This window comes from Geminicoccaceae bacterium (assembly GCA_020638465.1).
GTDB lineage: Bacteria > Pseudomonadota > Alphaproteobacteria > Geminicoccales > Geminicoccaceae > JAGREO01.
Window position 1 is genome coordinate 1 of record JACKIM010000003.1, and the last position, 12,500, is coordinate 12,500.

A 12,500-nucleotide genomic window follows, 5' to 3' on the forward strand; every position below is an offset into this window, starting at 1 on the left:
TCAGTGACCTCCTGTGCTGTCGGATAGTCGCGCCGGTCGAACACAGATGCGGGGCCGTGGTCCGCATGTTGAAGCGCACCTTCGACGAAGGCATGTTGCGGATCGAACTGCTGATAGAAGATGTCGACCGCCGCGTCCTCGTCCTCGGCTTCGACCTCCTGGACGAAGCAGACCCACATGGCGCGGCGTTGGCGCACAAAATAGCGGTTCAAGGCGGGAACGCACTCGAACACCGCGTTGATCTCGCCGTCCATCGCGGCGTTCTCGAACTGCTCGACGGCATGGTCGCGGTCCTCGGCATCGCACAGCCAGGACTCGTTCTCGGAGCCGTAGCAGACGAGGTGTATTTTCAAGGGTCTCTGCGATGGTGTGTGGGGCATGGGCTTTCTCCGCGACAGGCGGCCACGAGCCTCTCTCCGGCCTCGAACCCGTCACCGAAGCAAAGCACCGCCCTCTCACTCTACGAGGGCAGCGCCACGGAGCCGGAGAACCGGAAACCCGCGTGACCGGCGACGGCCAGAAACAGAAGAGCCGGCACGCTTCTAAGGCGCGTCTGGCTCAGGAAGATCGGGCTCGCCATCGCGGAAGCGGTCAGGAATCTCGTCCTCCGGTCCTTTCCAGACGACGCGGTTGCCGACCCAGATGGTGACGAAGCCGCGCCCCCTGGGTGCCGGCTTTGGCGGCGCCGGCTCGAAGTTGCGGCAACTGAAATTCCCCGCCGTCCCCGAAAAGGCGGGAATCTTGCTGTTGCCGAGCAGCACGCGGTCGCAGAAGCCGGTCGGGCGCTTGACGCGGCGGCGGGAAAGGCCGAGCCGGAACGCCTCGTAGTCGCGCTCCAGGCCCTCGGGCGGCGGCGTCCAATGGCGGCAGTCGCGGCAGTGGCCCCGCCGGTCGGATGCGGGGTCGTCGAGCGGCGGGCCGCCATTGTAGCCGGGCGGAACGGGACGGTCGCTCATGGCTCGCCCCCGTCCGCGCGCGCAAGGGACGGGCGACGCGCGAGACGACGACCGACCGCGTGTCGGCCGCCTGAGCGAGCCTTTCGATGGTGGCGAGGTCTGCGTCCGGGCAATCGCCCGTCACCTCGATCTCGACGTAATGCCCGCCGCTGCCGACCTTGGAATCGCGCAGCCGGTGGCCCGACGAGGTGTAGAAGCTCTCGTGCCGCTCGATGAGACGGACGCGCGAGCGCAGGAAGATAAGGCCCGAGCCGAGATTGCCGCAGAACAGGAACTCGTCGGCTTCCGTGGCCTTCGGCCCGCCGCCGATCTTGCGGTGGCCGATCTGGCGGAAGGCCGCGTCGAAGCGCGACGGGTCGGGTGTGATCCGCGCCTGCGTCGCCGCATGGAAAACCCAGGGCGGCCGGTGCGGGTCGAGCCGGCCAACCGCGATCTGATGCAGGAAATCGGCAAAGCTCGCCGGGTCCGCCGGATAGGGACAGGTCCGCCAGACCTTTCGGATCGTCTTGCGCAGATCGTCGGGGAAGGAGAAGAGCCGCGCGCGCGCCCGACGCCACCAGGCCGCGCGTTCCCTGCGCCGGTCGCGTTCCAGTTCGTCCCACCACACCACGCGGCGGGCCATTTCCTCCTCGACGCCGTGCTGGCCGGCAGCGATCTGGTCGGCGAAAAGGGGCAGCGCCTCCCTTTCGAGGCGCTGCTTGCGGTGGAACGCCGCACGCTTGCGCGACGTGTCCCGGTAGGGCTCGGGCCTGTGCCAGCGACGGAAGCGCATCACGCACCCTCCCATCGCGACTGCCGCGCCGTGCGGATGATCCGCTCGGCCGCCCGGATGCTGCCAGCCTCGCGCGCGGCTTCCGCCCAGATCGAGATCGGGAAATCGCCGGTGAACAGGATGTCGCGCTCGATGCCCATGCCGAACGGCAGCCGCAACGAGGACAGTTCCTCCAGCGAGAAGCTGCCAAGCTCGGGATGGCCGATGTCGGCCAGGCCGAACATTATGTCGCCATCCTCATCCAATTCGGTGGCGAGCCAGACGCCCGCACCGAAGGGATTGAAGAACTTCACGACGGGCACATGATCGACGTCGCGCTGGCATCCATTGGCGAGAAGCTGCGCGCGCAGCTCGTCGGTCAGGAGAATCATGCCGCCCTCCTGTCGATCTCGACCGCGCCGGTGTCGGTATCGTCGGTTTCGCCGGTATCCGGCAGGAAGCCGAGCAGCCAGTCGGCCGCCTTGCTGGCCTGGGAGGCTGCGCGCACGATGGCGCGGTTGTCCTCGCGCAGCACCTCCAGCCAGGAGCCGATGTAATCGGCATGGCGGACGGTCGGCACGATGCCGAGCGATGCGCAGCAGAACGCGGCGGTGATCTCGGCCACCAGTTCCTCGAAAGCGTATTTCTTCGTGCCGAAGGAACCGGAGAAATCACGGGCAAGGCGGGACGGATGGCCCGTCGCGTGACCCATCTCGTGCAGCGCCGTCCGGTGCCAGTTGATCGGCTCGAAATAGGCTTGCGGCGGCGGCACCATCACGAAGTCTTGCGAGGGGACGTAGAAGGCGCGATTGCCACCGATGCGAAAGTCGATGCCGGTGGCACGGATCAGCGCCTCGACCTGCGGCTCGATCAGGCCCGGTGGGGGCGGCGGTGCGACGGTGGCGATCTCCTCGGGCAGTCCCTCGCATTGGGCGGCATTGAAGACCGTGAAGCGTTTCAGGAACGGGATCTTCCCCGGCTCTTCGCCCATCTCGCGGGCGCGGCGCTTCTCATCCTCGGGCGTGAAGCGGTCGGCATAGACGACAGTGGTGCCGCGTTCGCCCTTGCGGACATTGCCGCCGAGGGCCGCCGCCTGGCGATAGGTGAGCCAGCCCTGGCCGGGGAAGCCATGCTGGATCACCGCGCCCCAGAGGATCAGGATGTTGATGCCGCTATAGGCGCGGGAGGTAGCGGCGTTCCTCGGCAGGCCGAGCGGGGCCTGCGCCGTGGACGAGCCCCAGGGCTGGACCCAGGGGAACTGCCCGGCCTCCAGCTCGGCGATGATCTTGCCGGTGATTTCGTCGTAAAGGTTCGCCCGCTCCGAGGCCGGGTGCGCGCTGCGGTCATATCTGGTCATCGCGGTTCTCCGCGACGGGCGCCGGAAGCCTCTCCTCCAGCCCTCAACCCGTCACGGCAAACCCGTCCGCCCTCTCACTCTCAGGGGGCGTTGCGGGGTCTCCCCGCTCGAAGGGGGTGCGCCGGCAACGAAGTGCCGGCCAGGGGGAAGGCTTTCCCCCGCAAGAACCGAACCAAGGGCCGCACCACAGATGCCACGCCCGCATCGCGTATAACCCTGGGACGTGCCGAAACGAGGCATGGTCAGGTGCCCCAAGCACTAACCACCGTGTCCAGGGGAAATGGGGTAGTGCTCTTTGACCATTCATGGAATGGAGCCGCTGTCTGGCTGTATGGCCCGGGATCGGGCCGATCAAACTGAACGCGCGTCGGGATATGGAAGGCACTGCCGAAAACAATCGCCTCGCCGGAAGCCAGGATAGTGACCTGATCCAACAGACGGCGCGCCTGCATGGGAATTATCCGGCGGAAATGGTCGATGTCGTCGGGGTTCTGGAGCCTGTGGCTGATGAAATTCGCGCATTGGCTGATGATGGTCTGGCTGATCTCGCTCGGCCGCTGGCTGGCGATGATGAGCGAAAGACCGAATTTGCGCCCCTCCTTGGCGATCCGCTCATAGGTAAGGCGCGCAAGGCGATGCCCGCGATCCTCGTCTGATCTGGCGGGACGGGCATAGTTGTGCGCTTCTTCAAGCACCAAAACCCAAGGGTTCTTGTAGCGCGAAGCCGCCGGAAGACGCTCGCGCGCCTCCAATAGCACACGGCCGATCACCGCGCAGGCATAGGGCAGAACCTCGTTGCTGAGCATGGAGAGATCGAGAACCGAAACCTTTGGCCCAGTTGCCGCGCCAAGCCCGAAGCCCCGGAACCAGCCTGACAGATTCTCGATCTTCGTGTCGGTATCCTCGTAGTTGAGAAAGGCCCGCCACCGCTTGTCATCCAAACGAGTCTTGAGGCGCAGTTTCAGCGTCGTCAGATGGGCGTCAACGCGAAACGTATCCTCCTTCGAGACCGCGCGGTTGATAAGGGAAGGATCTGTAAGCGTAGCCCGACCAATTGGCAGAGGAGAATCGGCTGTCCGCATTCCGGCCTCTGCCGTCGCACTTCCACCCACAATCTTGCTGCGGATGGCGTCCTTGAGCTTTTCCGCTTCGGCCGCAATTGCGGCTTGGTTGTTCATGACCTCCGTGTTGTAGTCATTGGCGAGACGATGGTTCTGAAACAAGACCTCGAAAGCCGCAGTATCAACGCCGGTATCCGCCAGATGCCCTGTCACGGCATCGCAGTGAGAGCCCGCTGCCTTTTTCTTGATCTTGGTCAGCTCACTCAACAGTTGATCGAGCGCGCTCATGGCGTTTTGGAGGGCGTTCATATTGACAGCGGCCGCGGCATCGCCGCCCTTGGCGATCGCCCACCAATCTTTCAACACGGGCTCCTGTGTCTGCTCCGCGGCACTGAGCCAGGCACAGATCTCTTCGGCATTCATGAACCAGAGAGGGAGAGCGAACTCCTCGCCATTCAGATAGATGCGGTCTGGCAAACGCACAGCCGTTGCGGCCGTCGGGAAGGCTTTGCCATATTCCCCATTTATATCCAGAATGAAGACGTGCGGTTCCTCGGCCGCGCCATCCAGCGCCTTCATGGCTTTCTGTATCAGGCTCGATACGGAGAAGGACTTGCCGGAGCCGGTGTTGCCTACGATAGCCAAGGGCCGCGAAAACAGGTCATTGTAGGAAGCGCGCACGACGTTGCGGGCCTGGCCAGTCGGAAAGCCAATTCTCAGGTCACAGTCGAAGTCCTTGTCGTCGTAGTCTTCCGGTTTGTTGCGCCGGGGAGGAATCTCGAAGACTGCGCGCAGTATGTCAGGTGAGCCGATCTCCGCCGGGGTATCGAGTGTCGGCAGAACGGAAATGCCTGGACTGAACGACGGTTCATCATCCGCATGCTGGATGGTGCCCAGAAGTTGAACGCTGGCGACGCGGCGCGGCTTCATCAGTTCGAGGTTGAGATCATCGCCATTGTTCGGATCGAAGGTTTCACGGGCCTCGAGATCGGTGATGATGCCGATGACGGTCTCTCCGGCACCGAGCGAGAAGGTCAGGTAAGCGTTGATCGCGATTGCGATCTGAACGCCATCCAGAGTGGCACGCAATGCCGAACGGGTTTCAGGGAGAAGTTCTACCTTTACCCGAAAGCCCTGAACCGAGACGATATGGCCGACCAGCCGAGGATTATCCATCTAAGCCCCCGCGCCGGCACTGGGATCAGTTGGCGTTTCGGAGGAGGCAATCTGCTTCTCGAACCGCCGCAGCCGCAGAAAATCGTCGAGCCACTGCACGTCGGGCATCACCAATGTCGCAAAGTCGTCGAAGGTCGCGAGTGTGAACGGCGCGGCGGCGAAAGCATCTGTCGTGGGACAGAGAACAAAGGCCCGTTTGCCGAGATCCTTATAGCGCCGGATGCGTTCGATGACCGGACTGTCGGGATTGGGCTCGATCACCAGCATCATCAGCGATGGGTTCATCAGTGCATTCTCGATGATCCGGCTGACGTGATCATCCCCGAATCCATAGCCAAGAACGAGCAAGAAGGTCTGCGGAATGCCAAGCCGCACCTGGAACGAACGGAACAGATGCGCGTAGGGCATAGTCAGGGTCTGTGCGAATTTGTTGGCTGTGGGCAGGATACCCACCGAAGGCGTCTTGTCGGCCAGCGGCACGAGCGCGGCGGCCTTGTCCGCCGGACTCTTCGTTGCATAGGACTGAAAAGGCGTCAGATCAGTATGGCGGGCACGCATTTCATCGCCATGTTCGAACCAGTGGATCGAGCCATGCAGCTTGTAGAAATGCAGGAACTTGTCGAAGCGGCGGACGCGACCTTCCGCCACCTCGCCCGGATAGTAAATGTCGAGGCCATAGACGGACGGATCGAAGCGAGCAGCCGCGCGCCCCGTGAATCCATCAAAATACTGAACACCCAGCAGTTCCATCGCCTGTTCGAAGAGCGTGTCGTAGTTCAGGGTGAAGAGATGCGCACGCCCGAGATTGCTGTCGCGGGCAATCAGTTTGGAGAGAAACGCCAGTTGGGGTGCGATCCCCTTTGCCGAGGTCGCGGACGTGGTGTCTGGCAGTGATAGCGCACACTCTGAGAAGATGGCGATCCGCAGGCGGCGAACGAACCAACGCAAATCGGCGGTATTTGGGGCCGGCGTCTCTGGCCAGGTGACAGCGGAAAACGGTGCGCCTACAGATTCCGCGACGACCAAGGCGTTGGCGATGAAAGACAGCCATGCCTCAAAACCAATCGGAGCACCGTGAACACTAGCAAATGCCACAGCATTCTTCCGCGATTCTATGATGGGTTTGATCGAGGGCGGGAGATCGGGCAGTGCTTCTATGGTTGCGAGCACCTCTTTCTCCAGATTGGCCATGGTCTTGCCGCCTGCCGAGACCGAGGTGCCCGATCCCGTCAAAACAACGAGATTTTCCATGCGCAGCCATTCGGAGATCAACGCCTGGAGGCGAATGCGCCCTTGTCTCTGATCCAAGCCAACCAGCAGATCGCCAACGCCGCCGCCCTCCGTTGGGCCGATGAGCCTGTATTCTATCGGCACAGGCGCTGCTGGTGTCATATCTCTCCCCCCTCTGCTCCACGGCGCAAGGGGTTGACGATTTGAAGCCCCCTGAAATCCTTTTCGTTATCCGTGACGACCACACAGTCGTTTGCTCCCGCCACTGCGGCAATGATCATGTCGAGTCCGCTTCGCGGACGCCCTGCCGCCTTCCCCTCTGCCATCAACCTCGCCCAGATCAGGCCCGCCTTGTCGTCGAACGAGAGAATGCGGCCGGCGAACAGCTCCTGCGGCCCTTCCGGCCCGGAGAACCAGGCATCGAGAGCATCGCGCTTTTTCCCGCGCGGTTTCTCCAGAATGCCGCGGCGGATCTCGGCGATGGTCAGCGCCGAAATGAACAGGTCGTCATCACGCTGCTCTGCCCACCACGCCAGCAGCGCCTCCGACGGCTGCGGCTTGACTATGTTGCTGATAATGTTGGTGTCGAGGAGATAGCGCGTCACAGATCGACCCGGCGCCCTTCCTCGCGCGGGCGCGACAGATCGAGATCGGCGCCGACCAGGGGCGAACGGCGCAGGGCGGACAGGATGCCGCCGGACTTTGGCGGCTCGCCCGCGACGAGAGCCGCCTTGACCGCAGCCCGGGCCTGCTCCGCTTCTGGCCCCTCCTCCGCCAGCTGACGGGCAAGTGACCGGATCAGTTCACGGTCGGATTCCAGCGCTAGGACCTCGAAGCGCTTGAAGCCGCGCTGCGTCAGGCGCGCCCGATAGTTCTCGATCGCTCTCTTCTGTGCGGCATTGCTCATGGCTGGCCTCCGTGCTATATCCTGACATATAGCCGCTTTCCATCTTGCAAACAAGGGATGTCAGCGATGCCCCTGGAGGCCAACCACAGAGCAGCAGTGCAGAAGAACAATGGGCGTTTGCGCCAGTATTTTCCATATGCTGTGGCACGAAGGAGCGCGCCATGCTTCGCCGAAGCCACCGGAGACATGCTTTCCGCCGCCAAATATACGCATGTAATTTCAATTGCTTATGATGGATTCCGGGCGAATGCTGCGAGGTATGACCTTGCGAGCCCCCGGAACCAGAGCCAAGATGACAGGACGAGAGCGCGAAGCGCTGCTCGAATCCTTGATGCTGGAAGAACCGGAGCTGACGTTCACCCCGCGCGGCAATCCCGATCCGCGTCTTCTGCGTCTGGTCGACTTCCTGGCGCGACAGGCGGCGCGGGATTGCTACGCCGAGGAAGTTCAGATGATGAAGCGACGGAGGAAGCACACCTCCTGATGCCGATGGGAGAGGTGCATTGAAGGTCGCAATCTACGCCCGCTATTCGTCGGACAACCAGCGCGAGGCGTCGATCGCCGACCAGTTCCGCATGTGCCGCCTGCGGGCGGAGAAGGAAGGCTGGACGGTGGTCGAGGAGTATTCCGATCACGCCATCTCCGGCTCCAGCATGATCCAGCGCCCCGGCATCCAGGCGGTGATAATGGATTCCACGCGAGGCCGGTTCGACATGATCATGGCCGAGGCGCTGGACCGGATCAGCCGCGACCAGGAGGACATCGCCGGCATCTACAAGCGCATGCGCTATGCCGACGTGAAGATGTTCACCCTGTCCGAGGGCGAGATCAGCGAACTGCATGTCGGCCTCAAGGGCACGATGAACGCGCTGTTCCTCAAGGATCTGGCCGACAAGACCCGGCGCGGACAGCGCGGCCGCGTCGAGGCCGGCAAGTCGGGCGGCGGCAATTCCTACGGCTATGACGTGGTGAAGAAGTTCGATGCCAACGGCGAGCCCGTCCGTGGCGATCGCACCGTCAACGAGGCGCAAGCCGAGGTCGTGCGCCGCATCTTCCGCGACTACGCGGCCGGCAAGTCGGCCAAGACCATCGCCCTCGCCCTGAACAGGGACCGTATTCCCGCGCCATCAGGCGGCGACTGGGGGTTCAGCACGATCAACGGCAACCCGAAGCGCGGCAATGGCATCCTCAACAACGAGATGTATGTCGGCAAGATCGTCTGGAACCGCCAGAGGTTCGTCAAAGACCCCGATACCGGCAAGCGCCGGGCCCGGCCCAACCCGGAATCGGAATGGGTCATTCAGGAAACGCCCGAGTTGCGCATCCTCGATGATGACCTATGGGAAGCCGTGAAGACAAGGCAGGGCGAGATGCGGACCGAGCGCGATGAAAGCGGCTTGGCCGACGTCAGCAAGATGAACCATCGCCGCCGGCCGAAATATCTCTTCTCGGGCCTGACCAAATGCGCCTGCTGCGGCGGCGGCTATTCCGCGATCTCGGCGACCCTGATCGGCTGCTCGACGGCACGGAACAAAGGCACCTGCGATAACCGGACCAACATCCGGCGCGACGAGTTGGAGACGCGCGTGCTGAATGCGCTGCGGACCCGCTTGGTCGATCCCGAACTGTTCGCCCGCTTCTGCGAGGTGTTCACGCAGGAGATGAATCGGCTACGGATGGAAGGCCGTGCGGGCATCGCAGGGGCCGAGGCGGAGATGGCGAAGATCGACCGCGAACTGGCCAAGCTACTGACCGCCATCAAATCAGGCGGGCCGATTGAGGCCATCGTGGAGGACATGAAGCGGCTGGAAGGCCGGAAGGCCGAGTTGCGCGCGTTCCTGGCCGAGGCCGAAGAACCGCCTCCCCTGCTGCACCCCTCGATGGCGCTGCAATACCGCAAGCGGGTCCAGCAGCTCTACGAAGCCTTGCAGGACGAGGAGGAAGAAAAGCGGATCGAGGCGGCCGACATCCTGCGCTCGCTGGTGGAGAAGATCGTGCTGACGCCGGTGGAGGGGAAAGTGGAGATCGACGTCCAGGGCGATCTCGCTGGAATCCTTATGATTTCCGCACAAACGAAAAACCCCGCCGGAGGGGCGGGGCAATCGCAAGTAAAGATGGTTGCGGGGGCAGGATTTGAACCTGCGACCTTCAGGTTATGAGCCTGACGAGCTACCGGGCTGCTCCACCCCGCGTTGGTGGTGGATTTCGTGAGGAGGCATGTTTGCTGGTGATCCGTTTGGAGGGCCTGGCGGCGACCGACTCTCCCACGCCTTGAGACGCAGTACCATGGGCGCTGAGAGGTTTCACGTCCGAGTTCGGAATGGGTTCGGGTGGTTCACTCTCGCTATGGCCACCAGGCCCTCCAAGCGGATCATGCAAATTGTCTGGTTACTGGACACAGGTATGAAGGTTGGAACGTCCAGCATGTCTGCTGGAGGGGGGTGAGTTCGCTCGGGCTATTAGGATCGGTAAGCTCCATGCATTGCTGCACTTCCACACCCGACCTATCGACGTGGTGGTCTTCCACGGCCCTGATAGCGAGACCTGGTTTTGAGGTGGGTTTCCCGCTTAGATGCTTTCAGCGGTTATCCCTTCCGTACATAGCTACCCAGCTGTGCCGTTGGCACGACAACTGGTCCACCAGAGGTACGTCCACCCCGGTCCTCTCGTACTAAGGGCAGATCCTCGCAAGTCTCGAACACCCACGGCAGATAGGGACCGAACTGTCTCACGACGTTCTAAACCCAGCTCACGTACCACTTTAATCGGCGAACAGCCGAACCCTTGGGACCTGCTTCAGCCCCAGGATGTGATGAGCCGACATCGAGGTGCCAAACACTACCGTCGATGGGGACTCTTGGGTAGTATCAGCCTGTTATCCCCGGCGTACCTTTTATCCGTTGAGCGATGGCCCTTCCACGCGGGACCACCGGATCACTAGAGCCGACTTTCGTCTCTGCTCGGCCCGTCGGCCTCGCAGTCAGGCTGGCTTTTGCTCTTGCACGCGACGACTGGTTTCCGACCAGTCTGAGCCAACCTTCGCGCGCCTCCGTTACTCTTTGGGAGGCGACCGCCCCAGTCAAACTACCCACCATACAGGGTCCCGGACCCGGATAACGGGCCGCGGTTAGATACCAAGTGCCGCAAGGGTGGTATTTCAAGGCTGCCTCCATCGAACCTGGCGGCTCGACTTCAATGGCTCCCACCTATCCTACACATGCGCCACCTAGTACCACTGTAAAGTTGTAGTAAAGGTGCACGGGGTCTTTCCGTCTGACCGCGGGTACCCCGCATCTTCACGGGGAATTCAATTTCGCTGAGTCGGTATTGGAGACAGTGGGGCAGTCGTTACGCCATTCGTGCAGGTCGGAACTTACCCGACAAGGAATTTCGCTACCTTAGGACCGTTATAGTTACGGCCGCCGTTTACCGGGGCTTCGATTCGCAGCTTGCACCGCTCCTCTTAACCTTCCGGCACCGGGCAGGCGTCAGACCCTATACGTCGTCTTGCGACTTCGCAGAGCCCTGTGTTTTTAGTAAACAGTCGCCACCCCCTGGTCTGTGCCACCCCCCGATGGTTGCCCATCAAGGGGTCCCCCTTCTCCCGAAGTTACGGGGGTATTTTGCCGAGTTCCTTCAATACCGTTCTCTCAAGCACCTAGGTATACTCAACCAGTCCACCTGTGTCGGTTTCGGGTACGGTCTCATGTGGGAGCTATTTCCTGGACGCCCTTCACAGCCCATCCAATCCGATAAGGATGAACCATCTACGAGCGCCGTCACTACCCACTGGCCCAGGAATATTCACCTGGTTCCCATCGCCTACGGCTTTCGCCCTCGGCTTAGGGGCCGGCTCACCCTGCGTGGATTAACCTTGCGCAGGAACCCTTGGACTTTCGGCGACAGAGTTTCTCACTCTGTTGATCGCTACTCATGTCAGCATTCTCGCTTCCGATGCCTCCAGCATGGCTCACGCCACACCTTCGCAGGCCTACGGAACGCTCCGCTACCACTCCAGAACAAGTTCTGAAGTCCGCAGCTTCGGTACGTATCTTGAGCCCCGGTACATCTTCGGCGCAGGACAGCTTGATTAGACCAGTGAGCTGTTACGCTTTCTTTAAAGGATGGCTGCTTCTAAGCCAACCTCCTGGTTGTCATGGCCGTCCCACATCCTTTCCCACTTAGATACGATTTGGGGACCTTAGCTGGCGGTCTGGGCTGTTTCCCTTTTGACGACGGACCTTAGCACCCGCCGTCTGTCTGCTGCACTAACGTGCCGGTATTCGGAGTTTGGTTAGGTTTGGTAAGGATCGCTCCCCCCTAGCCCATCCAGTGCTCTACCCCCGGCAGGAAACATGCAACGCGCTACCTCAATAGCTTTCGCGGAGAACCAGCTATCTCCGGGTTTGATTGGCCTTTCACCCCTAGCCACAACTCATCCCCGACCTTTTCAACGGGCGTGGGTTCGGTCCTCCAGTGCGTGTCACCGCACCTTCAACCTGGTCATGGCTAGATCACCCGGTTTCGGGTCGCATCCGTGCAACTATTCGCCCTTTTAAGACTCGCTTTCGCTGCGCCTTCGCCTAGCGGCTTAAGCTTGCTGCACAAACGCACTCGCTGACCCATTATACAAAAGGTACGCTGTCACCCGCTGCTCTCACCAAAGTGAAAACCCAGGCTCCAACTGTTTGTAGGCATCCGGTTTCAGGGTCTGTTTCACCCCGCTCGTCGCGGTACTTTTCACCTTTCCCTCACGGTACTGGTTCGCTATCGGTCGTCGAGGAGTACTTAGGCTTGGAGGGTGGTCCCCCCATGTTCAGACAGGGTTTCACGTGCCCCGCCCTACTCAAGGACCTGTGCTCGACCTTGCCCGTACGGGGCTATCACCCGCTATGGCCCGACTTTCCAGACGGTTCCGGTTCTCTCGCACAAGCCACTGGCCTGGTCCGCTTTCGCTCGTCGCTACTCACGGAGTCTCGGTTGATGTCCTTTCCTCCGGGTAATGAGATATTTCAGTTCCCCGGGTTCGCCTCCTGCACCTATGAATTCAGTGCAGGATACA

The 12,500-nt window shown here is 61.8% G+C and carries 9 protein-coding genes, 1 tRNA gene, 2 rRNA genes and 1 pseudogene (1 of these 13 running past the window's edge); 2 read left to right on the top strand and 11 right to left on the bottom strand.

Annotated features, from left to right (window positions below):
- The 8 genes and pseudogenes from H6851_19640 to H6851_19675 form a co-directional block, all read right to left on the bottom strand.
- The coding region (locus H6851_19640) for a hypothetical protein (GenBank protein ID MCB9945825.1) at positions 1-353 on the bottom strand (353 nt) is incomplete at its 3' end.
- Positions 354-978: 625 nt separating this feature from the next.
- A pseudogene (locus H6851_19645) lies at positions 979-1,728 on the bottom strand (hypothetical protein).
- Positions 1,728-2,099, bottom strand: a complete 372-nt coding sequence (locus tag H6851_19650; protein MCB9945826.1) for a DUF2958 domain-containing protein — start codon at positions 2,097-2,099, stop codon at positions 1,728-1,730. Before H6851_19650 ends, H6851_19645 begins: the two are co-directional and overlap by 1 nt.
- Positions 2,096-3,064, bottom strand: coding sequence for a DUF1738 domain-containing protein (locus H6851_19655; protein ID MCB9945827.1), 969 nt, complete (start codon positions 3,062-3,064; stop codon positions 2,096-2,098). Before H6851_19655 ends, H6851_19650 begins: the two co-directional genes overlap by 4 nt.
- 242 nt (positions 3,065-3,306) lie before the next feature.
- Positions 3,307-5,301, bottom strand: a complete 1,995-nt coding sequence (locus tag H6851_19660; protein MCB9945828.1) for an ATP-binding protein — start codon at positions 5,299-5,301, stop codon at positions 3,307-3,309.
- On the bottom strand, positions 5,302-6,693 hold the full coding sequence (locus tag H6851_19665) for an SIR2 family protein (protein MCB9945829.1): 1,392 nt from the start codon (positions 6,691-6,693) through the stop codon (positions 5,302-5,304).
- Positions 6,690-7,136 carry a type II toxin-antitoxin system VapC family toxin gene (locus tag H6851_19670; protein ID MCB9945830.1) on the bottom strand — a complete coding sequence of 149 codons (447 nt, stop codon included), beginning with the start codon at positions 7,134-7,136 and terminating at the stop codon, positions 6,690-6,692. Before H6851_19670 ends, H6851_19665 begins: the two co-directional genes overlap by 4 nt.
- A complete protein-coding gene (locus H6851_19675; GenBank protein MCB9945831.1) occupies positions 7,133-7,438 on the bottom strand; it encodes a hypothetical protein in 306 nt (101 codons plus the stop codon). The genes H6851_19670 and H6851_19675 overlap by 4 nt, the downstream gene beginning before the upstream one ends.
- 259 nt (positions 7,439-7,697) lie before the next feature.
- Here H6851_19675 and H6851_19680 point away from each other — a divergent pair, with 259 nt between their 5' ends.
- Both H6851_19680 and H6851_19685 read left to right on the top strand, forming a co-directional pair.
- Positions 7,698-7,922, top strand: a complete 225-nt coding sequence (locus H6851_19680; GenBank protein ID MCB9945832.1) for a hypothetical protein — start codon at positions 7,698-7,700, stop codon at positions 7,920-7,922.
- Positions 7,923-7,941: 19 nt separating this feature from the next.
- Positions 7,942-9,597, top strand: coding sequence for a recombinase family protein (locus H6851_19685; GenBank protein MCB9945833.1), 1,656 nt, complete (start codon positions 7,942-7,944; stop codon positions 9,595-9,597).
- Here H6851_19685 and H6851_19690 read toward each other — a convergent pair.
- From H6851_19690 to H6851_19700, 3 genes are all read right to left on the bottom strand, one after another.
- A tRNA-Met gene (locus H6851_19690) sits at positions 9,554-9,630 on the bottom strand. The genes H6851_19685 and H6851_19690 overlap by 44 nt on opposite strands.
- Before the next feature lie 51 nt (positions 9,631-9,681).
- A 5S ribosomal RNA gene (rrf, locus tag H6851_19695) occupies positions 9,682-9,796 on the bottom strand.
- Positions 9,797-9,882: 86 nt separating this feature from the next.
- Positions 9,883-12,500, bottom strand: a 23S ribosomal RNA gene (locus tag H6851_19700); it runs 136 nt beyond the window's last position.